Here is a 26,550-nt window from a genome sequence, read left to right on the forward strand (position 1 = left end):
AGGGGTGGTTTCGCCGGGTGGTTCCGCTACCGCGCCTCCCTGAGGTCCATCAGGCGCTTGATCTTGCCCACCGACCGCTCCAGGGTTTCCGGGTCGACCACCTCGACGGCCACCGAGACCCCGATGCCGTCCTTGACCGCGCGGACCACGGAGGCGGCAGCGGCCTCCCGCTGGCCCGCATCCGCCTCCCGGCGCGCCTCCACCCGGACCGTCAGCGCGTCCATCCGGCCCTCCCGGGTCAGCCGCAGCTGGAAGTGCGGGGCCAGGGCGGGCGTGCGGAGCAGGATCTCCTCGATCTGCGTCGGGTACAGGTTGACCCCGCGCAGGATGATCATGTCGTCGCTGCGGCCGGTCACCTTCTCCATCCGCCGGAACGCCGGCCGGGCCGTACCCGGCAGCAGCCGGGTCAGGTCCCGGGTCCGGTACCGGATGATCGGCATGGCCTCCTTGGTGAGCGAGGTGAACACCAGCTCCCCGGACGCGCCCTCCGGCAGGACCTCGCCGGTGAAAGGGTCCACGACCTCCGGGTAGAAGTGGTCCTCCCAGATGTGCAGGCCGTCCTTGGTCTCGACGCACTCCTGCGCCACGCCCGGGCCCATCACCTCGGACAGGCCGTAGATGTCCACCGCGTCGATGTCGAGCCGCTGCTCGATCTCCCGGCGCATCTCCTCGGTCCACGGCTCCGCGCCGAATATCCCCGTACGGAGCGAGGTGGCGCGCGGGTCGATGCCCTGGCGCTCCATCTCGTCCAGCAGCGTGAGCATGTACGAGGGCGTCACCATGATGATCTCCGGCCGGAAGTCCTGGATCAGCCGGACCTGGCGGTCGGTCATCCCGCCCGACGCGGGCACGACCGTACAGCCGAGCCGCTCCACGCCGTAGTGCGCCCCGAGGCCGCCGGTGAACAGGCCGTACCCGTACGCCACGTGCACCATCTGGCCCGGTCTGCCGCCCGCCGCCCGGATGGACCGGGCCACCACGTCCGCCCAGGTGGAGAGGTCCTTGTCGGTGTACCCGACGACGGTGGGCCGGCCCGTGGTGCCGCTGGAGGCGTGGATGCGGCGCACCTCGGAGCGAGGCACGGCGAACATGCCGAAGGGGTACTGGTCGCGCAGGTCGGCCTTGGTGGTGAAGGGGAAGAGGGCGAGATCGGCCAGGGAGCGGCAGTCGTCGGGGTGCACCCCGGCCTTGTCGAAGGCCTGCCGGTAGTGCGGCACCCGCTCGTAGGCGTGGCTCAAGGTGGCGCGCAGCCGCTGGAGCTGGAGCGCGGCCAATTCGTCGCCGCTCAGCCGCTCGCCGTCATCATGGACATCCGCGTGCGCCGTCATGCCGTCACCTCATCTTGAGCCGTGAACCGGAGCTTTGATTCGAGTTAACCGACCGATCATTCGGTAGATTGCCCCAGCCCGACGGCTAAATCAATGACTCGAACGAGTGATCGCATGGTGGGATGGCCCCATGTCGATCTTCACCTCTTACGACGGAACCGAGCTCGCCTACCACGTCAAGGGCGAGGGCGAGCCGCTCGTCTGCCTCCCGGGCGGCGCCATGCGGGCCTCCGCCTACCTGGGCGACCTCGGGGGGCTGACCGCCGGGCGCCGGCTGATCCTCCTCGACCTGCGGGGTACGGGCGACTCACGGGTCCCGGCCGACGAGTCCACGTACCGCGTCGACCACCAGGTCGCCGACGTCGAGGCCCTGCGCAACCACCTCGGCCTGGAGCGCATGGACCTACTGGCCCACTCCGCCGGCGGAAACCTCGCCCTGCTCTACGCGGCGGCGCACCCCGACCGGCTGCGCCGCCTGGCCCTGATCACCCCGACCTGCTGGGCCGTGGGCCTCGACTCGACCCCGGAACGGCGCCTGGAGGTGGTCCGCGCGCGGGCCGGCGGCGAGCCGTACGACACGGCCATCGCCGCGTACGAACGGATCCACGGCATCCTGGCGGCCGGCGGCACCCCCACCCCGGCGCACTGGCGCGAGATGATGCCGCTCGCCTACGGGCGCTGGGACGACGAGGTGCGCGCCCACATCGACGCGAGCGGCCGCGAGAAGAACGCGGCGGCGAGCGTCGCCTACGCCGGCCCCGGCGCCTTCGACCCGCCCGCCACCCGGGCCGCGCTGCGCCACCTCGCCGGCGAGGTGCTGGTGCTGGCCGGGGAGCTGGACGGCAACCCCACGGCCGCCCTCGCCGCCGAGCTCGCGGGGCTCTTCGCGCAGGGCGTCACCGACGTCCAGCCGGGCGGCGCGCACTTCCCGTGGCTGGACGACCCCAAGTGGTTCGCGGCGCGCCTGGAGCACTTCCTGACCACCGGAGCCTGACCGGCGGACCCGGCGGACCCGGCGGACCCGGCCGAGGCGGCCGAGGCGGCCGCCCGGCCGCGCGGCGGCGGGCGGGACCCGACGGGGCCCCGCCCACCGTGTGCCCGCCCGCCGCGACGGCGGCGCGTCAGTGCGCCGCGTCCGCCTCCGTCGCCACCGACTTCGCCCAGCGGTAGTCCGCCTTGCCGCTCGGCGAGCGCTGGATGGCCGGGGTGACGACCAGCTGGCGCGGGATCTTGTACCCCGCCAGCCGGGTCCGGCAGTGCCGCTGGATCTCGTCCAGGGTCGGCTCGGGCGCGCCCGCCCGCACCTGCACCACCGCCGCCACGTGATTGCCCCACTTCGCGTCCGGCACCCCGGCGACCAGGGCGTCGTAGACGTCCGGATGGGACTTCAGGGCCTGCTCGACCTCCTCCGGGTAGACCTTCTCGCCGCCCGTGTTGATGCACTGCGAGCCGCGCCCGAGGACGGTGACGATGCCCTCCTCGTCCACCGTCGCCATGTCCCCGAGCAGCACCCACCGCTCGGAGCCCTTCCGGAAGAAGGTCTCGGCGGTCTTCGCCGCGTCGTTGTAGTAGCCGAGCGGAACGTGGCCGCGCTGCGCGAGCCGCCCCGGCACGCCCACGGGAACCGGCTCGTGCGTCACCGGGTCCACCACCTGCGTACGGTCGTTGACCACGAGCCGGAACCCCTTCTCGGGGCCGGAGTCCTCGGCCGCCCTGCCGTTCGAACCGGACTCGGAGGAGCCGAAGTTGTTCAGCAGCATCACGTTCGGCACGAGCCGCCGGAACTCCGCCCGCACCGTTTCCGACATGATCGCCCCGGACGAGGAGACGCTGAACAGCGAGGACAGGTCGGTCCCCCGGAGCGGCCCCTTCAGGGCGTCGATGAGGGGGCGGAGCATCGCGTCGCCCACCAGCGAGACGCTCGACACCTTCTCCTTCTCGATCGTGCGGAGCACTTCCTCCGGCGCGTACTTGCGGTGGATGACCACCCGCTGGCCGTAGTTGAAGGCGATGAACGAGGTCAGGGTCGACGTGCCGTGCATCAGCGGGGGCGCCGGGAAGAAGGTCAGCCCGGCGCCCTTCGACGCGACCCGTTCGGCGAGCTCCTCGGGCCGCTTCACCGGCTCGCCCGAGGGTTCGCCGCCGAAGAGCCCCGCGAAGAACAGGTCCTCCGCACGCCACATGACGCCCTTGGGCATGCCCGTGGTGCCGCCCGTGTAGATGATGAACAGGTCGTCGGGGGAGCGGGGCGGGAAACCGCGCCCGGGCGAGCCGGCCGCCTCGGCGTCCGCGTACGCGACCGGCGCGATCGAGGGCTCCGGCGCGCCCTCGGGGGCGTCCCCGACCCGGATCAGGTGGCGCAGCTTCGTCGTCTGCGGGAGGGCGGCGGTCACGCGCTCGGTGAACTCGCCCTCGAAGACGAGCGCGGCGAGGTCGGCGTCGTTGTAGAGGTAGACCAGCTCCTCCTCCACGTACCGGTAGTTGACGTTCACCGGTACGAGGCGGGCCTTGAGGCAGGCCAGGACGGTCTGGAGGTACTCGATGCCGTTGTAGAGGTGCAGTCCCAGGTGCTCGCCGGCCCTCAAGCCGCTGTCCAGCAGGTGGTGTGCGATGCGGTTCGACGCGGCGTCCAGCTCCGCGTACGTGAGGCGGCGCTCGGCGCCGGTGCCGGGGTGGTCCACGTACACGAGTGCCTCGCGGTCCGGAACCACGTCGACGACCGACTCGAACAGGTCGGCAAGGTTGTACTCCACCGTTCCTCCTCACCCCCGAGGTTTCCCGTTGCCGGGCCGTGGCTGTGCTGCCCCGCGGCGGTCATTAGAGCGCCGCTCAGCCCAAGTGGGAAGGGCGTGGCCCAAGAAATCTGACTGGGTGTCAGAAAACTATTGAACTGCACCCGGCCCTCCTGCAACCTGTTCTAGGTCTTGAGACGGGAGGACGGCAATGGGTGGGACGGAACACCTGACCGTGGACCGCCACGGCGCCACGCTGGTGCTCACCATGAACCGGCCGGAAGCGAAGAACGCGCTTTCGCTGCCGCTGCTGGTGGGGCTCTACGACGGCTGGCTGGAGGCGGACGCCGACGACACGATCCGCTCGGTGGTCCTCACGGGCGCGGGCGGGGACTTCTGCGCCGGGATGGACCTCAAGGCGCTGGCCGGGAAGGGGATGGCGGGCGACCAGTACCGGGACCGGCTCAAGGCCGACCCCGACCTGCACTGGAAGGCGATGCTCCGCCACCACCGGCCGCGCAAGCCGGTGATCGCGGCGGTGGAGGGGTACTGCGTGGCCGGCGGGACCGAGATCCTGCAGGGCACGGACATCCGGGTCGCGGGCGCGGGCGCCACCTTCGGGCTGTTCGAGGTCAAGCGGGGCCTGTTCCCGATCGGCGGCTCGACGGTACGGCTGCCCCGCCAGATCCCGCGCACCCACGCCCTGGAGATGCTGCTCACCGGCCGGCCGTACTCGGCCGAGGAGGCGGCGCGGATCGGGCTGGTCGGGCAGGTCGTCCCCGAGGGGACCGCCCTGGCCAAGGCCCTGGAGATCGCCGAACAGGTCAACGCGTGCGGGCCGCTGGCCGTCGAGGCCGTGAAGGCCTCGGTCTACGAGACGGCCGAGCTGACGGAGACGGAGGGCCTGGCCTCGGAACTGCTGCGCGGATGGCCGGTCTTCGACACCGCGGACGCGAAGGAAGGGGCCCGGGCCTTCGCCGAGAAGCGGCCCGCCGTCTACCGGCGCGAGTAGCCCCGGCCCTCCGCAAGCGGCCCAGCCCGTGATCCCGGCCCGCGCTCCTCGCCCGTGATCGCCGCCCGTGAGCCCGGCCCGTGAGCCCGGCCCGTGAGCCCGGCCCGTGAGCCCTGCTCCTGACCCCGGCTCGGGACCCCGGGCCCCCAGCCCCAGCCGTTCAGACCATCGGAGAGACAGCCATGACACCCGCCGCGTCCCCGCCAGAGGTGCTGCGCGCGCCCCTCGTCGTCGAGTTCCCCTTCACCCGCTCCCTCGGGCCCGTCCAGAGGGCCTTCCTGACCGGACTGCGCGAACGCGTCGTCCTCGGCGTCAAGACCACCGACGGCAAGGTGATGGTCCCACCCGTCGAGTACGACCCCGTCACCGCCGAGGAGATCCGCGAGCTCGTCGAGGTCGGCACCACCGGAACCGTCACCACCTGGGCCTGGAACGGCTCCCCGCGCCCGAACCAGCCCCTCGGCACCCCCTTCGCCTGGGTACTGGTCCGCCTCGACGGAGCCGACACGGCGATCCTGCACGCCCTCGACGCCCCCGGCCCCGAGGCCGTCCGCACCGGCATGCGGGTACGCGTCCGCTGGGCCGGGGAGCGCACCGGTGCCATCACCGACATCGCCTGCTTCGAGCCCGACGCGGGAGGGGCGGCGGGGCGGGCGGCCCCGCACGACGGGCAGTTCGACGACGCCGTCACCGGCATCGTCGCCGCCGCCCGCCTGGACTACACGTACAGCCCCGGCCGCTCCCAGACCGCCTACATCAACGCGCTCGCCGAGCGGCGGACCGTCGGCGAGCGCTGCCCCTCCTGCCACAAGGTGTACGTCCCGCCGCGCGGCGCCTGCCCCACCTGCGGGGTCGCCACCACCGACCAGGTGGAGGTCGGCCCTGCCGGGACCGTGACCACGTACTGCATCGTCAACATCAAGGCCAAGAACCTGGACATCGAAGTCCCCTACGTCTACGCCCACATCGCCCTCGACGGCGCCGGCCTCGCCCTGCACGGCCGGATCGGCGGCATCCCGTACGACCAGGTCCGCATGGGCCTGCGCGTCGAACCCGTGTGGAGCGAAGGCGGCCGCCACCCCGACCACTACCGCCCCACCGGCGAACCGGACGCCGACTACGACGCGTACAAGGAGCTCATCTGATGCCCACGACGAGCAGGTACGCGCGGGACGTGGCCGTCGTGGCCTTCGCGCAGAGCGACCACCGGCGCCGCAGCGACGAACTCAGCGAAGTCGAGATGGTCATGCCGGTCCTGCACCGGGTGCTGGAGCAGACCGGCCTGAAGGCGGGCGAGATCGGCTTCACCTGCTCCGGATCCAGCGACTACCTCGCGGGCCGGGCCTTCTCCTTCACCATGACCCTCGACGGGGTCGGCGCCTGGCCGCCGATCTCCGAGTCGCACGTCGAGATGGACGGCGCCTGGGCGCTGTACGAGGCCTGGGTCAAGATCCAGACCGGCGAGGCCGACACCGCGCTGGTCTACTCGTACGGGAAGTCCTCGCCGGGATCCGTACGGGACGTCCTGACCCGGCAGCTCGACCCGTACTACCTCGCACCGCTGTGGCCCGACTCGGTGGCCCTCGCCGCCCTCCAGGCCCAGGCGCTGATCGACGCGGGCGAGACCGACGAGGCCGGGCTCGCGGCCATCGGCGCCCGCAGCCGGACCGCCGCCGAGGCCAACCCGCACGCCCAGCTGCGGGGTGCCGTCGCGCAGGGCGACTACCAGGTCCGGCCCCTGCGTACGGGCGACTGCCCGCCCATCGGCGACGGCGTGGCCGCCGTCGTCCTCGCCGCGGGCGACACCGCGCGGCGGCTGTGCCCGCGCCCCGCCTGGATCACCGGCATCGACCACCGCATCGAGGCGCACGGCCCGGGCCTGCGCGACCTCACCGACTCCCCGTCCACCCGGATCGCCGCCGAGCACGCGGGCGTGTTCGACGCCCCGGTGGACACCGCCGAGCTGCACGCGCCGTTCTCCTCCCAGGAAGTCGTGCTCCGCAAGGCGCTGGGCCTCGGCGGGGACGGCGTCGCCGTGAACCCCTCCGGCGGGGCGCTCGCCGCCAACCCGGTCATGGCCGCCGGCCTCATCCGCATCGGCGAGGCCGCCGCCCGGATCCACCGCGGCGAGTCCGACCGGGCCGTCGCGCACGCCACCTCCGGCCCCTGCCTCCAGCAGAACCTGGTCGCCGTCCTGGAAGGGGAACCCGCATGACGAGTACGGGGAAGGAGCCGGTCGCCGTCGTCGGCATCGGCCAGACCAAGCACGTCGCCGCCCGCCACGACGTCTCCATCGCGGGACTCGTGCGCGAGGCCGCGGTGCGCGCCCTCGCCGACGCCGACCTGACCTGGGCGGACATCGACGCGGTCGTCATCGGCAAGGCCCCCGACTTCTTCGAGGGCGTGATGATGCCGGAGCTGTACCTGGCGGACGCCCTCGGGGCGGTCGGCAAGCCCATGCTCCGCGTCCACACGGCCGGTTCGGTCGGCGGCTCCACCGCGCTGGTCGCCTCCAACCTCGTCGCGGCCCGGGTCCACCGCACCGTACTGACGCTGGCGTTCGAGAAGCAGTCCGAGTCCAACGCCATGTGGGGACTGTCCCTGCCGGTTCCCTTCCAGCAGCCGCTGCTGGCGGGCGCCGGCGGGTTCTTCGCCCCGCACGTGCGCGCGTACATGCGGCGCACCGGCGCGCCCGACACGGTGGGCTCGCTCGTCGCGTACAAGGACCGGCGCAACGCGCTGAAGAACCCGTACGCGCACCTGCACGAGCACGACATCACCCTGGAGAAGGTCCAGGCCTCGCCGATGCTGTGGGACCCGATCCGGTACTCCGAGACCTGCCCCTCCTCGGACGGGGCCTGCGCGATGATCCTCACCGACCGGGCGGGCGCGGCCCGTTCGGGGAAACCGCCGGCCTGGGTGCACGGCGGGGCGATGCGCAGCGAGCCGACGCTGTTCGCGGGCAAGGACTTCGTCTCGCCGCAGGCCGGCAAGGACTGCGCGGCCGACGTCTACCGGCAGGCCGGGATCACCGATCCGCGCCGCGAGATCGACGCGGTGGAGATGTACGTGCCGTTCTCCTGGTACGAGCCGATGTGGCTGGAGAACCTGGGGTTCGCACAGGAGGGGGAGGGCTGGAAGCTCACGGAGGCGGGGGTCACCGAACTCGACGGCGACCTGCCGGTGAACCCGTCGGGCGGCGTGCTGTCCACGAACCCGATCGGCGCCTCGGGCATGATCCGCTTCGCGGAAGCGGCGCTCCAGGTCCGCGGCCAGGCCGGCGAACACCAGGTCCCGGGGGCCCGCCGGGCCATGGGTCACGCCTACGGCGGCGGCGCGCAGTTCTTCGCGATGTGGCTGGTGGGAGCCGAACCGCCCGCCTCCTGACGGGAATCGGGCCCGGCGGCGAGCGGGCGGCCCCGGCGCGGGGCGCGGTGCCGGACCGGCCACGGGTGACGCACCGTGGCCTGTGCGGCACCGGCAGCGATGGTTACTCTGGCCCCCGGACGACGACGTACCGGGAGTACCGTGAGGAGCACGCACGTGGCCGAGAGCATGACTTCACAGCCCCTGGCTGCCGGCTGGGGCAAGCCGGACCTCGATCTCAGCGGGGCGGACTGGCAGTCGAGCAGCCGGGGAGCGGGCGACGTCCAGATCGCCTTCGTCGAGGGGTTCATCGCGATGCGCAACGGCGATCGCCCCGAGAGCCCCTCGCTGATCTTCGCCCCGGACGAGTGGCGCAAGTTCGTACTGGGCGCGAGGGGCGGCGAGTTCGACTTGACGTAGTCCACACCTACGGCGTGCCGGGCCGGCCGCCGGCTGCGGGGCCGGCGGCCGGACGCGCCGCCCGGCCGCCGGCCGCGGCTCGTGACGGGCGCCGCAGGGCCGGCCGCCCGGTGGTGCCCGGCGCCGAATCGCCTTGCACCCCGCGCAGCGCCCCCGCACCATGGGGGCATGACGATCATCCGCCGAAAGGGCGATGCCGCGTAGACGGCCCGGCGCGCTGCGCGCCGAACGGGGAACGTACGAGGACCGCCGGCCGCCCGCCTGGGCCTGGCGACTGCCGTCCGTGGACCGGCTCCCGCCCGCCGCCGCGGCCGCGGTCCACTGGGCCCGGCCCGGTCGCGGCGACGAGGTCGTGGAGCTGCTGGCCCGGTACCGGGCCTTCCTGGGCCGCCCCGGCGGCCGCCTGCTCCCGGCCCCGTCCTCCTGCCCGGCCTGCCCCGGCTGCGCGCGCGACGACATCGCCGTCGTCCGGGACGAGCTGGCCGACCTCCACCGCACCCTGCCGCCCGCCGCCCGCACCGCGCTGGGCCGCGTCCTGCACGGCCTGGACGCGGAGTTCCGGCGGCGCACCCTTCCCGAACCGGACCCGCCCGCCGCCCGGTGGACCGACGGGCGCGGCCGCCCCCTCGCCTGGTGGCACCGCCGGCTCTACGCGTGCACCTGACCCGGGCGGCGCCGCGGGGCTACGGGGCCGTCGGTCCGGCCCGTGGCGGCCTCGGCGGGAAGCGGTCCACCATGACCCGGGGCCAGGCTGCCGCCAGCACCAGCAGCCACACCAGTTGTACGGCCGCGGCGCCCCCGGCCAACGCCCCCGTCACCAGTACGGTGGCCAGCGGCGGCCCCACCAGCAGCAGTACCTCCCGCACCCCGCGGCCCGAACCGAGCGCCGCCACGCCCGCGATGGCCAGGTACACCGCGGCGCTCCCGCAGAGCAGCCACCGCACCGGCCCCGGAACCGGGTGGTCCGTGTACTCCACGGCGTTGCCGAGCGCCGCCGCCAGCGCCGCCACCGAGCCGGCGACGAAGCAGTGCAGCGGCAGGACCAGCCGTACCGGAAGCACGTCCCACGCCAGCAGCGGCACCCCGTCCGCCCCGTGCCGCAGCGACAGGGACCACAGCAGGAGCAGCAGCAGGAACGCGCCGACGCCCACCGCGTACAGCGCCGCGTCCCATTCCGCCTCGGAGGCGGCGGCCACCACCTGGGCCACCGCCTCGCCCAGCACGATCAGCTGGAACAGCCCCAGCCGCTCCCCGAGGTGCGGCGCGTCCATCATCGCCGCGACCGGCTTGGGCGAGGAGCGCCGTCTGCGCGCCGCCTCCTCGGCGTACTGCGCCTCCACCCGGGCGGCCAGCCTCTTGCCGGAGACCGTGAACATGACCGCCAGGTCGATGGCCAGCCCCAGCGCCCACAGTGCGTACCGGGCCGTGCCGTCGAACCACATCGACACGATCCACGGTGTCAGCCCCAGCCCCAGCTGGGTGATCGGCAGGTCCGGCACGTACTCGCCGCGCCGCTCCCACGCCTTGCCGGCCAGCGCGCGCACCAGGACGTAGGCCAGCGCGAACGCCCCCGCCCGGTCCTCCCGCACGCCGTGCACCGAGGCCGCCATCACCGCCATGCCGAACATCCCCGCCAGCACCGTCCACGTGCGCGTCTCCTCGCCGCTGACGTTGCCGTACACCGTGAAGAGCATCCAGCCCGTCCAGAAGGCCAGGAACATCAGCGCGTACAGCGCCAGATCGCCCGGGCCGGGGCTCCCGTGCAGCAGGTGCGCCAGCTGGGCGACGCCCGCCACCGCCGTCAGGTCGAAGAACAGCTCCAGCCAGGAGGCGTGCCGTTCACCCTCGGCGGGCGCAGAATCTACAGGTGCGGGATCGGTCATACCGGGATGATAAGTAGGGTGGCAGTATGAGCGGCGAGAGCGACCTGAGGAAACTGCTGAGCGGCATGCGCCCCGAACTGCACGAGGGGCATTACGTCTTCTGCACGGTCCCCGGAGCCACGGCGCCCCCGCCCGGCACCACTCCCGTCGCCACCGTCCTGGAGACCGAGGGGCTCACCCTCGTGCTGCGCCGGGAGGAAGCCGACGCCGCCGGCCTCGCCTACGACTACACCGCCGGGTGGATCACCCTGCGCGTGCACTCCGCCCTCGATGCCGTCGGTCTGACCGGAGCCTTCGCCGCCGAGCTCGCCGCGCACGGACTCAGCTGCAACGTCATCGCGGGCCACCACCACGACCACCTCTTCGTGCCCGCCGAGCGGGCGGCCGAAGCCGTCGCCGTACTGGAAGAACTGGCGACCCGTTCGATGTAATTGAGACACCGGTAAACGGTACGGACACCCGATCCCGAAGATTCCGATCTTTCTCGGCCGAACGCCTTCGCCCGTGCGTGCGCGGGCGTACGCTGATGCCCCCGAACCGGCCTGGGGGGTACCAGCCATGACGGAACGCCCGACCCGTATGCGGCGCAAAATGTTCGAACGCGCGGCCGAACTCGCCATCGTGGACGAGGCCCTGGAGCAGCTCGGCGGCGCCAGGACCCCGACCGGGACGGGGACCGGGACCGGGACGGGCGGCGCGCTGCTCGCCTTCTCGGGTCCCGCCGGCCTCGGCAAGACCACCCTCCTCGCCGAGGTGCGCCGCCGCGCCCTCGCCCGCGACTGCACGCTGCTGGCCGCCCGAGGCGGCGAGCAGGAGCAGACCCAGCCCTTCCACGTCGCCCGCCAGCTCATCCAGCCCCACCTGGCCGGCCGCTCCGAGGAGGAACTGCACGCCGCCCTCGGCAGCTGGTACTCCATCGTCGGCCCCGCGCTCGGCCTCTGCGCCCCCGAACAGGGCGCCCCGCCCGACCCCCAGGGCCTGCGCGACGGCCTGGACTGGGTCCTCACCCACCTCACCGTGCAGCGGGCGCCCGTCGCCCTCGTCCTCGACGACGCGCACTGGGCCGACCCCGAATCCCTCTCCTGGCTTGCCGCCTTCGCCCCGCGCGCCGAACACCTCCCCCTGCTCCTGGTCGTCGCGTACCGGCCCGAGGAACTCCCCGCCCACGCCGAGGCCTTCCGTACGCTGCCCGGCCGCGCGGGACACCGCCCGCTGGCCCTGGCACCCCTCACCGAGGCCGCCGTGTCCGGTCTGGTCCGCGAGACCGTCGGCGACCACGCCGACGACGCCTTTTGCAGGGAGGCCTGGGCCGTCACCACCGGCAACCCCTTCGAGGCGGTCGAGCTCACCGCCCGGATCCGCGACAAGGGCCTCGACCCCACCTCGGCCAGCGCCCCGCTGCTGCGCGACCTCGCCGCCGCCCAGCGCGGCAGCGGCCTCGTCGCCCGCTTCGAGCGGCTCGGCCCGTCCACCGTCCGCTTCGGCTGGGCCTGCGCCGTCCTGGGCACCGCCATCCCGCAGGAGCTCGCCGCCCGCGTCGCCGGGCTCGGCCCCGAGGAGGCCGCAGGCGCGACGGTGCGGCTGCGCGAGGCCCGCATCCTGTCCGGACCCGGCGAAGAGCCGTACGCCGGGCTGGAGTTCGTCCATCCCCTGATCGCCACCGCCCTCTACCGGGCCATCCCCGACGCCCTGCGCGTCGCCCTCCACGGACAGGCCGCGGTCGCCGTCGTCGACGCCGGACTCGGCTCCTCCGCCGCCGCCCGCCACCTGCTGGAGACGCACCCCGAGAACGACCCCTGGGTGGTACGGACCCTGCGCGCGGCCGCCGCCGAGAACCTGAGGGCCGGCGCTCCCGAGGCCGCGCGCCGCCAGCTCGCACGCGCCCTGCGAGAACCCCCGGACTTCGACGAGCGGGCCGCGGTGCTGTACGAGCTCGGCTGCGCCTCCCTCCTCACCGAACCGGCCAACACCGTCAACCACCTGCGGGCCGCGCTCGCCGAGCCCTTCGACGACCCGGCCCTGCGCCAGGGCATCGTCATCCGGCTCGCCCAGGTCCTCGCCCACAGCGACCGCCTCGCCGAGGCCTCCGACGCGCTCGCGCGGGAGATCCCGCACACCCGGGACGTCCGCGCCCGGCTGCGCCTGCAGTCCGAGCAGTTCATGTGGGACGCCTTCGACGCGGTCGAACCCGACTCCCCGGCCCGCTCGCGCCGGCTGACCAGGCTCGCCGACCGGCTGACCGGCCGCGACCTCACCGAGCGGTACGTCATCGGCCTGCGCGCCTGGGACGCCTGCCTGCGCGGGGAGCCGGTGGACGTGGCCCTGCACCACGCGGTGCGCGCCCTGGGCACGGAGTTCAGCTGGGCGCACGAGGACCGGGGGTTCGAGGTGCCGGTGCTCGCCGCCATGGTCCACATGTACGCGGACCGGCCCGGCCGGGCGGAGGAGCTGTTCGAGGCGGGCACCGCCGAGTTCGAGCGGCACGGCTGGCGCGGGGCCCACCTGTCGTTCGCGTACAGCCTGCGCGCGTACATCCGCTACCGGCGCGGGCGGCTCGCGGAGGCCGAGGAGCTGGCCCGGGCCGGGCTCAGGCTCGCCGAGCGGGTGGGGCGCGGCACGCCCGTGCACTGGTACGCCATCGCGATCCTCGCCACGACCCTGCTGGCGCGGGGACGGGTGGACGAGGCGTGGGAGCTGGCGCGGGAGCACGCGTTCGGGGAGTCCTTCCCGGCGGCCGTGGTCTTCCCCGACTCGCAGACCGTGTACGCGGAACTGCTGCTGGCCCGCGGCCAGACCAAGGCGGCGGCGGCCGAACTGGAGGCCGTGGACCGCAGGCTGAGCCCGCGCGGGATCCGCAACCCGTCCTGGTGCCCCTGGCAGCTGCACCTGGCCCGGGCGGTGGCGGCGGAGGAGCCGGTCCGGGCGCGGGCCCTGGCGGCCGACGCGATCCGGCGGGCCCGCGCCTTCGGCGCCCCGTCGGGGGTGGGGCAGGCGCTGCGGGTGGCGGCGGAGGTGGCGGCGCCGGGGGAGCGGACGGGGCTGCTGAGGGAATCCGTCGAGCTGCTGTCGGCCTCGCCGGCGGGGTACGAGCTGGCGTGCGCGCTGGCCGCGCTCGGCACGGAGCTCGGGGACGCGGAGCTGCTGGCGCGGGCGGTGGAGACGGGGCGCGAGTGCGGGGCGGACGGGCTCGTGGCGAGCCTGGGCGGCGCCCCGGGGGACGGGGTGTGGGCGGACGGGCTGACGGAGGAGGAGCACCGCGTGGCGCAGCTGGCCGTACGGGACGATCCGGCGGCCCGCGGCCGGGAGCGGGAGCTGTCGGCGGTCTGCCGGAAGCTGGGTACGGACCGGCCCGGCCTCGCGGAGGCCCTGGAGGCCCACGCGCGGGACCGGTGAGGTCGTGACGATGTGCGCTGACGCCGTCCCGCCCGGTGTCGGGCACCCGAGCCCGGTGCATCGCTCGTCGGCCCGCGTCCCGCTCGACCACCCGACCCGGGCCCTGTCCTTCGGATCATGGCGGGGCGTCGGGGCCGGCAGGCCGGCCCGTCCGGCGTTCGCGGACCGACCGGGTCCCCGGCGGGCCCGGGAACGGCGGGCCGGGGTCGGGCCGGCGGCCTGGACCCGCCCCCGCCGGGCCCGGGCGCCCCGCCCCCGGCGGGCGGGACCGGAGACGGGAGGCCCCCGGTGGTGGCCCCGGGGCCGGAAATGCGGGGCGGGCACGTACCATGGCGGCATGTCCTTCCTCCGCCGCAACCGCGCCGCCACACCCGCCGGCCCGGACTTCGACGTCCTGGCCATGGACCCGGGGGACTGGCCGGGCAATCTCGGGGCCGGGCTGCTGCCCGCGCCCGACGGCAGCTGCCAGGGCGTCTTTCTCCGCTACGACCTGTTCGGCGGACGCGGCCCCGCGATGATCATCGGCAACCTCCCCGAGGGATCCCCGGCCCGGGAGCTCGACGACGGCCAGGTCCCCTTCGAGGTGGCCCAGCTCCTCGACGCCCTCGAAAACGACGAGGACGTCGAGGTCACCGGCATCGAGGACTGCCCCGTCATGCAGGGCGACAACCTCCTCATCGTCCGGAAGGTCAAGCTTTCCGAGGGCCGGATCAGCTGCGTGCAGTTCGACCGCAGCGACAACGTGCTGGTCACCATCGCCAGCTGGGACCGGCCCATCACCGACGACCTGTACGCCCTCCTGAAGCCCCTCCCCGCCGAGCTCTTCCAGCAGGGCTAGGAACGGCCGGAGCGGGCTAGGGGGTGTCCGCGATGTCGTTCGCCGCCACGTAGCCGAACGTCATCGCGGGGCCGATCGTCGATCCCGCCCCCGCGTAGCTGTGCCCCATCACCGCCGCGCTCGCGTTGCCCGCCGCCCACAGGCCCCGGATCACCGAACCGTCCGGCCGCAGCGCGCGGGCCCGGGCGTCCGTGACGATGCCGCCCTTCGTGCCCAGGTCACCCGGAACGATCTTGAAGGCGTGGAACGGCGGCGCCCAGATCGGGGCCAGGCAGGAGTTCGGCTGCACCCCCGGGTCCGTGTAGTAGTGGTCGTACGCCGTGTCGCCCCGGTGGAAATCGGGGTCGGTGCCGTTCCACGCCTGCGCGTTGAAGCGGTTCAGGGTGGCGCGCAGCGCCCCCGCCGGCACCCCGATCTGGCCCGCCAGCGCGTCCCAGGTCCACGCCTTCTTCGCCGCACCCGCCTCGTACCAGGCGTCCGGGAAGACGATCGTCGGCAGGACGTCCTTGAACAGGTACTTGTTCCGGTAGTTCTGATCCACGATCAGCCAGGCCGGGATGTGCGAGCCCGTCGCGCCCCGGTCCTTCTCGTACATCACGTGCACCACGTCGCTGTACGGGCCCGCCTCGTTGACGAACCGCGCGCCCGCCCGGTTCACGATCAGGCCGCCGGGCAGCGTGCGCTCCGCCAGGCAGAAGTACGGCTCCCCCGGGAGCGGGATCGACGGACCCCACCAGGCGTCCTCCATCAGGGCCAGCGCCGCCCCGGCCCGCTGCCCCGCCCGGATCCCGTCGCCCGTGTTCTCCTTGGCGCCGACCGACCACTGGGTGCCGATCGGCTGCTGCTGGTACTGCGCCCGCATCTCCGCGTTGTGCTCGAAGCCGCCCGAGCCGACGATCACGCCCTTGCGGGCCCGTACGACACCCCGTACGCCCTCCTTCTCCACCACCACGCCGGTGACGGCACCGCCCTCCTGCACCAGGTCGACCAGCGGGCTGTTCAGCCACACCGGGACGCCCGCCCGCATCAGCCCGGCCCGCAGTCCGGCCGCCAGCGCCTGGCCCATCGTCAGCGGCTTCTGCCCGCACAGAGCGGCCTTCGCGCCGCGCGCCAGGCACTCCGTGGACACCGCGAGGCCCTTGGCGTTCACGGCCGCCAGGTTCAGCCACTTGTAGTCCTGGCTGAACACCACCATCCCGGCGGGCACCGGCATGTACGCAGGGTTGAGCCGGGCCAGTTCGGGCCCCAGGATGTTGCCGTCGATCTGGTCGGGCTCGATGGACCGGCCGTTCGGCAGCCCGCCCGGGAGGTTCGGGTAGTAGTCGCTGTACCCGTCCATGTACCGGAAGCGCAGCGGGCTGTTGGCCATCACGAAGTCCAGCATCCGGGGACCGTTGGCGAGGAAGGCCGCCTGCCGGTCGGCCGGTGAGCCGTCGCCGACGACCGCCGCCAGGTACGTCGCCGCCTTCTGCGGGGTGTCCGGGACTCCCGCGGCCAGGATCACCGAGTTGTTCGGCAGCCAGATCCCGGCCCCGGAGCGCGCCGCCGAACCGCCGAAGGTCGGGGCCTTCTCGACCACCAGCACGCTCAGGCCCCGCCGGGCGGCGGTGAGCGCGGCGGTCATCCCGGAAGCCCCGGACCCGACCACGACGACGTCGTACTCGCCGAGCGGAAGTCCCGCACCGGACCCGGCCGCCAGCGCGGCGGGCGACGGCAGCACGGCCGCGGCGAGCACCCCCGCACCGGCCCCGGCGAGGACGGCACGGCGGGAAGGAGGGGAGGCCGGGGGAGCGGGGGGAGCAGGGGGAGCGGAAGGAGCGGAAGGAGCGGGGGGAGCGGGGGCGGGACAAGCGGACTCGGCGCTTGCGGACATGGGCGGGCTCCAGCGGAGTGGGGAGGCGGGACGTCGGCGGCTCCAGCATTTCTGATGCTGAGTCAGAAAAGGTGTTCGGGGGATCATGTGATGTCAAGACATGCGCAGGGGTGGCGATACGGCCCGGAACGCACGAAATCCCGTGGTACGCACACCGGGTGCGTACGGCACGGGATTTTCGTACGGGGTCGGGCCGCCGGGTCAGCGGGTCCCTACCGCCGCGCGTACCGCCCTGCGGGCCATGCCGCAGTCGTCGTGCAGACGGCGCAGCAGCAGCCGCTGCTCCTCGCCGGAGGACAGCGAGCCCGCGGGCAGCGGGTGGTTCGGGGCGCTCGCCAGCATGGAGCGCTGGACCGCCGTCTCGCACATCCGGATCTCCCGCGTCAGCACCAGCATCAGGTTGACCAGGAACGCGTCCCGCGAGGCAGGACCCGCCGACTGGGCGAGCCGGCTGATCTGGCTGCGCGCGGCCGGGGCGTCGCCCAGCACAGTCCACAGCGTGGCCAGGTCGTAGCCGGGCAGGTACCAGCCCGCGTGCTCCCAGTCGAGCAGCACCGGCCCCGCCGGGGACAGCAGCAGGTTCGACAGGAGCGCGTCACCGTGGTTGAACTGCCGCTGGACGCCGGCCAGTTTCAGCCCGCAGAGCAGCTTCTGGAGGTCACCCAGATCCCGGTCCGTGAGGAGTCCCAGCTCGTGGTACCGCGCCACGCGCTGCCCGTAGTTCAGCGGGTCCCCGAAGAGATCGGTGGGGGGACGCCACTGGTTCACCCGGCACACCGCGCCCAGCGCGGCCCGTACGTCGGCCCGCGGCGGGGCCTCGACGGGGTGCCTCTGCAAAGCCGCGACCCGGCCCGCCATCCGTTCGACCACCAGCGTGCAGTTCTCGGGGTCCGCGGCGATGAGCCGCGGCACCCGGACCGGCGGGCGGTGCCGGACGAACGCCCGGTACGCCGCTATTTCGTGCCGGTACCGCTCGCGCCATTCCGGCGAGTGGTCCAGTAAAACCTTGGCGACCGCGGTCATCCGCCCCGTCGTCCCGACCAGGAGGACCGACCGGCCGCTGCGCCGCAGCACCTGGACCGGCGCGAACTCCGGACAGATCCGCTGCACCGAGGCCAGGGCGGTGCGCAGTTGCGCGCCCTGCGGCCCCGAGAGGTCGATTCTTCCGCTGAGCGGCTGCGATCCGGCACCCGGCATCCGCCGCGCCCGTACGGCGCCCTGCGCCGGTGCCGCCTGGCGGCCGGGATCGAGGTAGGGGCCGCCGCCCGCCTGGAGCGTGCGGTGCGGCCGGACCGGGGCGGACACGGAGGACGTTGCTGCGTACATGGCGTTTACGGATCCCTTCGTGCGCCGACGAGTTGCGTACGCCACCCCGCCGGTCCCGTACTTCACCCTGGGGAGTTCCGCCCGGAGACCGGGTCGGGGAGGCGCATTCCTACCTGACACCGGGCCGTGGGTGGCGGACCACGAAGCGTGCCCTGGCGAAGCCTGGCGAATATGCGCGGGGCCTCTGACGGCGGGCTAGTGTCAAATCAGCCGAGAACCTGGGGGCTTGACGTGAGCAAAGGACCAAACACCCGCCTGAACGACTTGTTCGGCCTGGCCGGCTGGTCGAAGGGTGAGCTGGCGAGGATGGTAAACCGGCAGGCGGCGGCCATGGGCCACCACCAGCTGGCCACCGACACCTCGCGGGTACGGCGCTGGATCGACCTGGGGGAGACCCCGCGCGAACCGGTGCCGACCGTACTGGCAGCCCTGTTCACCGAGCGGCTCGGTCGTGTCGTGACCATCGAGGACCTCGGGTTCGTACGGCAGCGGCGCACCACCAAACGGCAGCCGGACGGGGCGAAGGAGAACCCCGACGGAATGCCCTGGGCGCCCGAACGCACAGCCGCGGTCCTCACCGAATTCACGGGAATGGACCTCATGCTCAACCGTCGCGGTCTGATGGGCGCGGGTGTCGCGCTCACCGCCGGCTCCACCCTCACCCACGCCATGAACGACTGGCTCCACACCGATCCCGCCCCCGTCAAGGCCCCTCAGAACTTCGGCGACTCCTACCAGGCCGATCCGATCGGCTACGACCGCTACGAAGCCGCCCCCATCGGTTCCCAGGAGATCGAGGCGCTGGAGCGCTCGGTGGAGGTCTTCCGGGCCTGGGACGCCTCCCGCGGAGGCGGGTTGCAGCGCAAGGCCGTGGTCGGCCAGCTCAACGAGGTCGGCGGGATGCTGGCGTACCACCACCCCGACCACCTCCAGCGGCGGCTGTGGGGGGTGGCGGCCAACCTGGCGGTGCTGGCGGGCTGGATGTCCCACGACGTGGGCCTCGAACCCACCGCGCAGAAGTACTTCATCATCGCCGCGCACGCGGCCCGCGAGGGCGGCGACCGGCCGCGGGCCGGTGAAGCGCTCTCCCGGGCAGCGCGCCAGATGGTCCACCTCGGCAAGCCCCACGAGGCCCTGGACCTGATGAAGCTGGCCCAGTCCGGATCCGGCGAGCAGACCCTGCCCCGCACCCGCGCCATGCTGCACACCATCGAAGCCTGGGCGCAGGCCGCGATGGGCAAGGGCCAGGCCATGCGCCGGACCCTCGGCGAGGCCGAGGACCTGTTCGCCTCGGACAAGGGTGACGTCCCCCCGCCGTGCTGGATGCAGAACTTCGACGAGGCGGACCTGCACGGCATGCATGCCCTGGCCTTCCGGACCCTCGCCGACCACGACCCCTCGGTCGCCCCGATCGCCCAGCGGCACGCCCGCGAGGCGCTGCGGCTGCGCTCGGGAGGCCACCAGCGGTCGCAGATCTTCGACTACATCTCCATGGCGTCGGCCTGCTTCATCGCCGACGACCCGGAGCAGGCCGACCGCTACGCCCGGCTCGCGCTGGTCTCGATGAACGAGACCTCCTCGCACCGGACCTGGGACCGGCTGCGCGAGATGTACCGGCTGACCGGGCAGTACGCCGGCTACGCGCGGATCGAGGACCTGCGCGAGGAGATCAAGACGGCCCTGCCGAACAGCCCGTCGCAGCGCACCGTCTAGCAGCGCACCGTACGGAGAAGAGAAAGGCCGCGCCGTGCGGCGCGGCCCTGAAGACTCGTTACGAGGTGCTCAGCCGCCGACCCTGGCGACCAAGACGCAGGCGTCGTCCTCGCGTTCGCCCGCACCGAACTCCCCGACCACCATCCGCACGCAGTCCTGCGCCGACCGCGCGGCCGTGAACCGCGGCGCGAGGGCCAGCAACCGCTCGGCGCCGTCCGCCCGGCCGAACTCGACGCTGCGCGGCGTCAGTCCGTCCGTGTGCAGGACGACCACGTCGCCCGGCTCCAGCCGCTCCTCGGCCTGCCCGTACGCCGCTCCGGAGGTCGCGCCCAGCAATACGCCCTCCGGCGGCCGCAGGGCGCGGCCGGAGCCGCCGCGGAACAGCAGGGGGGCGGGGTGGCCGGCCTGCGCCCAGGACAGCAGGCGGCGCGCGGGATCGTAGCGGCAGCACACGGCCGAGCCGAGCGCCGGCTGGACCGAGGCCTCAAGGAGCTGGTTGAGCCAGCCCATCAGCGGGCCCGGCTCGATCCCGGCCATCGCCATGCCGCGCAGGGCGCCGAGCATCATCGCCATCCCGGAGGTGGCCGTCACCCCGTGCCCGGTCAGGTCACCCACGGTCAGCAGCGAGCGCCCGTCGGGCAGTTCGAGGGCGTCGTACCAGTCACCGCCGATCAGGGCGCTCGTCGCGGCGGGCAGGTAGTGCGCGGCGACGTCGAGCGCGCCGGTGGTGTGGTGCGGGAGCCGCAGGGAGCCGCGCCACGGGGGGAGCACGGCTTCCTGCAGCTCGACCGCCAGCCGGTGCTCGGTCTGCGCGATCTCCCGCCGGCGCTGCAGCGAGTCACGGGACTCGCGTACGGCGCGCTGGCTTCGGCGCAGCTCACTCACGTCCCGGAACACGGCCCACATCGAGGCCGTGCAGCCGTCGGAGTCGAGTACCGGCTCGCCTCGCATGTGCAGCGTCCGGACGCGGCCGTCGGCCCGGACGATGCGGAACTCGCCGTCGATCGGCCTTCCGTCGACCAGACAGGCCGTCACCATCGAGGTGAGCAGCGGCTGGTCGTCGGAGAAGAGGTTGGAGCCGAGTTCGTCGAGGGGGAGCGGACCCGCCTCGGGCGAGCGGCCGAAGATCTGGAACAGCTCCTCGGACCAGTTGACTTCGTCGGTCAGCAGGTTCCACTCGGCGCTGCCGACGCGGGCCTGCTGCGGCTCGGGCGCCGTCGCGTCGCCCTCGGCTGCGCCACCGGCGCGTCCGTCGAATTCGGGGGCGGCCGGCAGACCCTCCCTGAGCTGCCCCAAGTGCTCGCCCAGGTCGTCGAGCTGGTGGACGGCGAGGTCGCACAGTGCACGCTGCCACCGCCCCTGGGCGTCGTCCTCGTCGTCGGCCGTGTCGCGGCGCACCGCGTCCACCTCGCCGCGGAGCCGCCGGGTCTGCGAGATCAGCGCGTCCACCGACCCTGGCTCGGGCGGCTGCGCGGGACGGTCCGCGAAGAGGTGGGACGGCATGAGAACTCCGATACAGGCGGCGCGGTACGGCCATGTCTGAAGGAAGGACCGGTAACGACTGTTGCACAGGCGGCGACTGGCCGTAAGCCGTTTGGCAACATCCGTAAGAGCCTTGCTTCGGGCATATGCCAAAGGCCTCCCGGCCCTCCCTTTCGCCTGTACGAACGTTTCCGGTCAGCCCTTCCGGGGCCTGCCGGAGCTCCTCGGCGTCACACGACGATCGGCACCGGGTGGATCTCGCTGGCCGGGTGCCCGGTCCGCTCGTGGATACGCATCACCGCGTCCGCCGAGGGCGCCTCGGACAGGCAGTACACCGTGCCCGAAGCGGGGTCGGCCCAGGCGCGCTCGAAGTGCACCTTCTCCTCGCCCTCGATGGCCAGGTCCGCCTTGTGGGCGGCCATCAGCTCGGCTTCGGTAATGCCCTTCATGCCGTGGTGGACATCCATGTACATGGTCACCGCGCACACCTCCTCGCGTGATGTCGGCGTGTACCGCCATCTGTCCTTCCATCGTCCTCCCGCGGCCGGAAACCGGCGCTCCGGAGGGCGGGGATCGATCGTACGGACGAGACGTGCGACCCGTCCGGCGGCGGAATCCGTACACGACCCGTACGCGACCCGGATCAACGGCCCCGCGGGGGTACCCCCCGAACGAAGGACCCCGTCCCCGCGCGGGCAGGACGCCGCCCCGCTTCCCAGCCCATCCGGCGATCGCTACGCTACGCGTCGGTAACGAACGGATGGGGACGTAGAACATGACCGGGCAGAACCGCCGCTCCTTCCTGACGTACCTCGTCGCCGCGCCGACGCTCGCCCTCGTCACGCGGGCCGCGGCCGACGCCCTCGCCCCGGAGCCCGCCCGCGCCGTCGTCCCCAGCCTGCCCGCCCCCGCCGATCTGGTGGACCTCGGCGACCTGTTCATCCTGGCCGGCGCGCCCACCTCCGCCCTGCTGGCGCTCTCCGTGGAGACGGACGGGAGCATCCGCTTCCGGCTGCCGCGCGAGGAGGTCGGCCAGGGCCTCACCACCGCCGTCGCCATGCTCGTCGCGGAGGAGCTCGACGCCCCGCTGGCCGCCGTCCGCGTGGAACTCGACGACGCGCGGCCCGAGCTGCTGTTCAACCAGCTCACCGGGAGCTCCAACTCCATCCGCTCCCTCTACGGGCCGGTACGCCAGAGCGCCGCCACCGCCCGGGCCCGCCTGGTCGCCGCGGCCGCCCGCCGCTGGAACCTCGCCGCCTCCTCGCTGACCACCGCGGGCGGCGTCGTACGGGCCCCCGACGGGCGCACCGCCGGATACGGCGGCCTCGCCGCGGCCGCCGCCGACCCCGCGCTGATCGTCCTCGGCGCCACCCCGAAGAAGACGGAGGAGCACTCCCTCATCGGCAGGCCCACCCCGCGGATCGACGCCCGCGCCATGGTGACCGGCGCCCAGCGGTACACGCTCGACCTCGACGTGCCCGGCGCCAAACCCTGCGTGCTGCGCCGCCCTCCCAGCCTCGGCGGCAGCGTCGAGGACGTGGCCAACCTCGCGGCCGTCCGGGCGATGCCCGGCGTCCTGCACGTGGTCACCATCGCGACCGGGGTCGCGGTCGTCGCCGAGACCTTCGGCCAGGCCCTCGACGCCAAGGCCGCCCTCCGGGTCACCTGGGGCCCCGGCCCCGCCGACCGGCTCTCCGACGAACAGGTCCGCGCCCGGCTGCGCGCCGCCACCCCGCCGCTCCTGGTGCCGCCGCTGCTCACCCCGTACGTGGACGCCGAGTTCGACTTCGCCTTCGTCAGCCACGCCGCCATGGAGACCAACTCCGCGGTGGCCGACGTACGGGAGGACCGCGCCGAGATCTGGTCCGGGCTCAAGTCCCCGATCGTGGCCCGCCAGACCATCGCGGCAGATCTGGGCCTGCCGCTCGACAAGGTCACCGTGCACGTGGTCCAGGCCGGCGGCTCCTTCGGGCGCCGGCTCTTCTTCGACGCCGCGCTGGAGGCCGCCCGCGTGTCGAAGGCCTGCCGCCGCCCCGTCCGGCTGATGTGGACCCGCGTCGACGACACCCGGCACGGGCGGATGCGCCCCGCCACCCACCACAAGATCCGCGCCACCCATCTGCTGGGCGAGGTGCTCTCGTTCGAGCACCGGGTGGCCGCCGCCGAGACCGACTTCCGGCACGGACTCGGCGAGATCATCACCGCCACCGCCGCCGGTCTGCCGCCGGGCATCGGCAACGCCACGCTGGCGCAGACCCTGTTCCACACCACCGTCAAGTCCCCCTACCACTTCGGGCTCACCACCCACGGGCTCAGCGAGGTGCCCACCGGCATCCCGACCGGCTCCTGGCGTTCGGTGTACTCGGCCAACACCCGGGGCGCCGAGGAGATCGTCGTCGACGAACTCGCCGCCCGGACCGGCAAGGACCCTTACCGCTTCCGGCGCACCTTCCTGAAGACCGACGCCCAGCGCGCCGTGCTCGACAGGGCGGCGACGGCGGGGGAGTGGGGACGGGCGATGCCGGCGGGCTGCGCACAGGGCATCGCCTTCCACGAGGAGTACAAGTCCCGCACCGCCTGCCTGGTCGAGATCGACGCCCGCGACCCGGAGCACGTCCGCGTCACCAAGGCCGTCATCGCGGTGGACGTGGGCCTGCCCGTCAACCCGCGCGGGCTGGAGGCCCAGATGATCGGCGGTCTCACCGACGCGATCTCCACCACCCTGAAGGCCGGACTGCACCTGGACAAGGGGCTGCCGCTGGAGGGCAGCTACAGCCAGTTCCACTGGGCGCGCCAGCGCGACACCCCGCGGGACGTGCGGGTCTTCGTACTGCCGGCCACCGGGGAGGAGCCGGGCGGCGCGGGCGAGCTCGGCGTTCCGGCGGCGGTCGGAGCGATCGCCAACGCCTGGGCCAGGGCCACCGGTTCCAAGCCCCGCAGCTTCCCGCTCGACTTCGACGTCGACTTCACCCCGTATCCCCGCTAGCCGGTCGCCGGCAGCCCAGTCCAGGAGAGTGCTCCGTGCCCTCGCACACCTTCACCGTCAACGGGCGCAGCGTCACCGTGGACGCGCCCGACGATCTGCCCCTGCTGTGGGTGCTCCGCGACATGCTGGGCGTGCACGGCCCCAAGTACGGCTGCGGCGTGGACGTCTGCAAGGCCTGCACCAGCCATCTCGACGGGGTGGACGTCCGCCCGTGCGTGGTGCCCGTCTCCGCGTGCGCGGGAAGGACGGTGACCACCATCGAGGGGCTGGCGAACGGGGACGAGCTGCATCCCGTGCAGGAGGCCTGGATCGAACAGGACGTCGCCCAGTGCGGTTTCTGCCAGCCCGGCCAGATCATGGCCGCCGTCGCGCTGCTGAAGCGCACCGCCACGCCCACGGACGAGGACATCGACGCGATCGCCAACATCTGCCGCTGCGGCACCTACTTCCGCATCCGGGAGGCGATCCGCAGCGCGGCCGCACGGATGTGAGCGCCCGGGCCCCGGGAATTCCCCCGTTCGTCCCGGGGCCCCGGCCGCTCGGGCCAAACCTAGGCGGGCGTGGGCCGGTTCGCAGGGTCCGCCCTGCACAGTGACCGGGCGGGACGGGTATCACCGGGCACAGTGACGCGTGGAATGGTGGACTGTGACCGCGACGGCGCGCCCCGGACCGAAGGGACCTCCCATTTCGCACCCGCCCCTTGCGACCACGTCCGCGGACCGGTCCCGCAGCCGGGCCGAGGACGTCCTCAAGGTGCACCGGCTCGCCCACTCCGGCGGCTCGGCCGCCCTGCTGGAGTGGCTCGCCGCCCGCCTGGACGGCTGGACCGGCGTGGTGGACGCCGACGCCGGCGCGGCCGCGGGCCCCGAGCTCGCCGTCCGCGGGGCCGCGGAGCTGAGGACCCGGGGCGTGCGCTCGGCCGTCCTGCACGGCGAGCGCTCGGCCGCGCTGCTGTTCGCGCTGGACGGGGGCCGCGCCCTGGCCGCCGTGCTCGACCTGCCGCACCATCCGGGAGCGCCCGCGCTGCTCGCGGACGCCGCCGCGGCGCTGGCCCTCGTCCTGCGCGCAGAGGAGGCCGAGCGGCGCGAGGAGCGGGCCGAGCTCGCCGAATCGCGGGCCCGCGAGGCCGTCCTGCACCTGCTGATGAACGGCCGGCTCTCCACCGCCCACCAGATCGCCGAGGCGCTCGGCCCCTCGCTGCCCGATCCGCTGCGGATGTACGTCGTGGAATGCCGGGCCGGGCAGCGGGGCGAGGTGGCCCGGATCTGCGGGGAGCTGACGGGCGGCCGGGCCTGGATCGTGCGCTGCCCGGTGTACGTACGCCACCTCATCGCCCTGGTCCCGGCCGCTCTCGCGGCGAGCTCCGCCGGGCACGATCCGCTGGCGGAGGCGCTGGTGGGAGTGGCCCGGGACCGTACGGTCGGGGTCAGCGGGCAGCTGCTGCTGCGCGAGGCCCCGGCCGCGTACACCCAGGCCTTCCACGCCCTGGCCGTGGCCCGCGGCCGCGCCGCGCGCCGCGCCCGCTTCGGCCCCGGGCCCGAGCCGGAGCTGGCCGCGCACGCGGCCGGGACCGGCTGGGCCCGGGCGCTGCTCGCGCCCCTGCACGCGTACGAGCCCCGGCGCCCCCAGGATCCCGGCGCGCAGGAGCTGCGGGCCACGGCCCACGCGTGGCTGAACTTCGGCCCGCACGCGACGCGGCTGCTGAAGATCCACCGCAACACCCTGGCCACGCGGCTGCGCCTCGTGGAGTCGGTGCTGGGCACGGAGCTCGCGGGGCTGCCCGGGCAGGCGGAGCTCTCGTTCGCGCTGCGGCTGACCCCGGGCGGGCCGGGGGCTCCCCCGGGCGCCGGGGCCGCGGGCGCTCCCGCCGATCTGGACGCCGTACTGCGCCACCCCGACCTGGCGGCCTGGGCCCGTGCGCATCTCGCGCCGCTGACCGGACCCGACGCCCCGCCCGGCGCCCGCGAGACCGTACGGGCCTGGCTGCGGCACGACGCGCACCTGGTGCCGGCGGCGGCCGCGCTCGGCATCTCGGTACCGGGGGCGCGCAAGCGGCTGATCCGGATCGAGGCCCTGCTGGAGCGCTCGCTGCTGCAGTCGCCGAGCGCCCGCCACGACCTGTGGCTGGCCCACCGGGCCGAGGAACTGGCCGGGTTCGCGGGGTCCGCGGCATGACACAGGCTCAATGAGGGACAAAC

21 protein-coding genes are annotated in these 26,550 nt (G+C 73.8%); 14 read left to right on the forward strand and 7 right to left on the reverse strand.

The annotated features are described in order from the left end of the window. Window positions 1-26: 26 nt before the first annotated feature. Window positions 27-1,328: a phenylacetate--CoA ligase PaaK gene (gene paaK / locus AB0M92_RS16700; RefSeq protein WP_366102881.1), complete on the reverse strand. Its 1,302-nt coding sequence runs from the start codon at window positions 1,326-1,328 to the stop codon at window positions 27-29. Between the two features lie 130 nt (window positions 1,329-1,458). On the opposite strand from paaK, the gene AB0M92_RS16705 reads away from it, so the two are divergent. Further along, window positions 1,459-2,322 carry an alpha/beta hydrolase gene (locus AB0M92_RS16705; RefSeq protein WP_366102882.1) on the forward strand — a complete coding sequence of 288 codons (864 nt, stop codon included), beginning with the start codon at window positions 1,459-1,461 and terminating at the stop codon, window positions 2,320-2,322. A gap of 127 nt (window positions 2,323-2,449) precedes the next feature. Here AB0M92_RS16705 and AB0M92_RS16710 read toward each other — a convergent pair whose 3' ends face one another. Further along, window positions 2,450-4,081: an acyl-CoA synthetase gene (locus AB0M92_RS16710; protein ID WP_366102883.1), complete on the reverse strand. Its 1,632-nt coding sequence runs from the start codon at window positions 4,079-4,081 to the stop codon at window positions 2,450-2,452. A 190-nt stretch (window positions 4,082-4,271) separates the two neighbouring features. Between AB0M92_RS16710 and AB0M92_RS16715 the strand changes: the two genes are divergently transcribed. From AB0M92_RS16715 to AB0M92_RS16740, 6 genes are all read left to right on the forward strand, one after another. After that, the gene (locus tag AB0M92_RS16715) at window positions 4,272-5,072 is read left to right on the forward strand and encodes a crotonase/enoyl-CoA hydratase family protein (protein WP_132758958.1); all 801 of its coding nucleotides are present in this window, start codon (window positions 4,272-4,274) and stop codon (window positions 5,070-5,072) included. Window positions 5,073-5,254: 182 nt separating this feature from the next. Continuing rightward, window positions 5,255-6,217 carry an OB-fold domain-containing protein gene (locus AB0M92_RS16720; protein ID WP_366102884.1) on the forward strand — a complete coding sequence of 321 codons (963 nt, stop codon included), beginning with the start codon at window positions 5,255-5,257 and terminating at the stop codon, window positions 6,215-6,217. Then, window positions 6,217-7,287: a thiolase domain-containing protein gene (locus tag AB0M92_RS16725; protein ID WP_366102885.1), complete on the forward strand. Its 1,071-nt coding sequence runs from the start codon at window positions 6,217-6,219 to the stop codon at window positions 7,285-7,287. The genes AB0M92_RS16720 and AB0M92_RS16725 overlap by 1 nt, the downstream gene beginning before the upstream one ends. Then, the gene (locus tag AB0M92_RS16730; protein WP_366102886.1) at window positions 7,284-8,459 is read left to right on the forward strand and encodes a thiolase domain-containing protein; all 1,176 of its coding nucleotides are present in this window, start codon (window positions 7,284-7,286) and stop codon (window positions 8,457-8,459) included. Before AB0M92_RS16725 ends, AB0M92_RS16730 begins: the two co-directional genes overlap by 4 nt. Before the next feature lie 168 nt (window positions 8,460-8,627). Continuing rightward, window positions 8,628-8,858 (forward strand): DUF397 domain-containing protein, encoded by a 231-nt coding sequence (locus AB0M92_RS16735; RefSeq protein WP_107438645.1) that lies wholly within the window; start codon window positions 8,628-8,630, stop codon window positions 8,856-8,858. A 193-nt stretch (window positions 8,859-9,051) separates the two neighbouring features. Next, window positions 9,052-9,522, forward strand: coding sequence for a hypothetical protein (locus AB0M92_RS16740; protein WP_366102887.1), 471 nt, complete (start codon window positions 9,052-9,054; stop codon window positions 9,520-9,522). 19 nt (window positions 9,523-9,541) lie between these two features. Here AB0M92_RS16740 and AB0M92_RS16745 read toward each other — a convergent pair whose 3' ends face one another. Then, window positions 9,542-10,741, reverse strand: a complete 1,200-nt coding sequence (locus tag AB0M92_RS16745; protein WP_366102888.1) for a low temperature requirement protein A — start codon at window positions 10,739-10,741, stop codon at window positions 9,542-9,544. A gap of 26 nt (window positions 10,742-10,767) precedes the next feature. Between AB0M92_RS16745 and AB0M92_RS16750 the strand changes: the two genes are divergently transcribed. From AB0M92_RS16750 to AB0M92_RS16760, 3 genes are all read left to right on the forward strand, one after another. Beyond that, complete coding sequence (locus AB0M92_RS16750) at window positions 10,768-11,172, forward strand: ACT domain-containing protein (protein ID WP_366102889.1); 405 nt, start codon at window positions 10,768-10,770, stop codon at window positions 11,170-11,172. 127 nt (window positions 11,173-11,299) lie between these two features. Beyond that, window positions 11,300-14,134: an AAA family ATPase gene (locus AB0M92_RS16755; RefSeq protein ID WP_366102890.1), complete on the forward strand. Its 2,835-nt coding sequence runs from the start codon at window positions 11,300-11,302 to the stop codon at window positions 14,132-14,134. A 337-nt stretch (window positions 14,135-14,471) separates the two neighbouring features. Beyond that, complete coding sequence (locus tag AB0M92_RS16760) at window positions 14,472-14,972, forward strand: hypothetical protein (RefSeq protein WP_048477977.1); 501 nt, start codon at window positions 14,472-14,474, stop codon at window positions 14,970-14,972. 16 nt (window positions 14,973-14,988) lie between these two features. Here the strand turns inward: AB0M92_RS16760 and kstD are convergent, their stop codons facing one another. Then, entirely contained in the window at window positions 14,989-16,692 is a 1,704-nt protein-coding gene (gene kstD, locus AB0M92_RS16765; RefSeq protein ID WP_366102971.1) for a 3-oxosteroid 1-dehydrogenase, read from the reverse strand. A gap of 354 nt (window positions 16,693-17,046) precedes the next feature. Continuing rightward, on the reverse strand, window positions 17,047-18,171 hold the full coding sequence (locus AB0M92_RS16770) for an aminoglycoside phosphotransferase family protein (protein ID WP_366102891.1): 1,125 nt from the start codon (window positions 18,169-18,171) through the stop codon (window positions 17,047-17,049). A gap of 231 nt (window positions 18,172-18,402) precedes the next feature. Between AB0M92_RS16770 and AB0M92_RS16775 the strand changes: the two genes are divergently transcribed. Beyond that, window positions 18,403-19,884 carry a hypothetical protein gene (locus tag AB0M92_RS16775; protein ID WP_366102892.1) on the forward strand — a complete coding sequence of 494 codons (1,482 nt, stop codon included), beginning with the start codon at window positions 18,403-18,405 and terminating at the stop codon, window positions 19,882-19,884. A 69-nt stretch (window positions 19,885-19,953) separates the two neighbouring features. Here AB0M92_RS16775 and AB0M92_RS16780 read toward each other — a convergent pair whose 3' ends face one another. Both AB0M92_RS16780 and AB0M92_RS16785 read right to left on the reverse strand, forming a co-directional pair. Beyond that, window positions 19,954-21,387, reverse strand: coding sequence for a SpoIIE family protein phosphatase (locus AB0M92_RS16780; RefSeq protein WP_366102893.1), 1,434 nt, complete (start codon window positions 21,385-21,387; stop codon window positions 19,954-19,956). A gap of 209 nt (window positions 21,388-21,596) precedes the next feature. Next, the gene (locus AB0M92_RS16785; protein ID WP_366102894.1) at window positions 21,597-21,845 is read right to left on the reverse strand and encodes an SCO4226 family nickel-binding protein; all 249 of its coding nucleotides are present in this window, start codon (window positions 21,843-21,845) and stop codon (window positions 21,597-21,599) included. A gap of 296 nt (window positions 21,846-22,141) precedes the next feature. On the opposite strand from AB0M92_RS16785, the gene AB0M92_RS16790 reads away from it, so the two are divergent. The 3 genes from AB0M92_RS16790 (at window position 22,142) to AB0M92_RS16800 (ending at window position 26,527) form a co-directional block, all read left to right on the forward strand. Then, window positions 22,142-24,352 carry a molybdopterin cofactor-binding domain-containing protein gene (locus AB0M92_RS16790; RefSeq protein WP_366102895.1) on the forward strand — a complete coding sequence of 737 codons (2,211 nt, stop codon included), beginning with the start codon at window positions 22,142-22,144 and terminating at the stop codon, window positions 24,350-24,352. A 35-nt stretch (window positions 24,353-24,387) separates the two neighbouring features. Next, complete coding sequence (locus AB0M92_RS16795) at window positions 24,388-24,843, forward strand: (2Fe-2S)-binding protein (RefSeq protein WP_366102896.1); 456 nt, start codon at window positions 24,388-24,390, stop codon at window positions 24,841-24,843. A 262-nt stretch (window positions 24,844-25,105) separates the two neighbouring features. Further along, window positions 25,106-26,527 carry a helix-turn-helix domain-containing protein gene (locus AB0M92_RS16800; protein WP_366102897.1) on the forward strand — a complete coding sequence of 474 codons (1,422 nt, stop codon included), beginning with the start codon at window positions 25,106-25,108 and terminating at the stop codon, window positions 26,525-26,527. The last annotated feature ends 23 nt before the right edge of the window (window positions 26,528-26,550 follow it).

This window comes from Streptomyces sp. NPDC051582, from assembly GCF_040681715.1.
Lineage (GTDB): Bacteria > Actinomycetota > Actinomycetes > Streptomycetales > Streptomycetaceae > Streptomyces.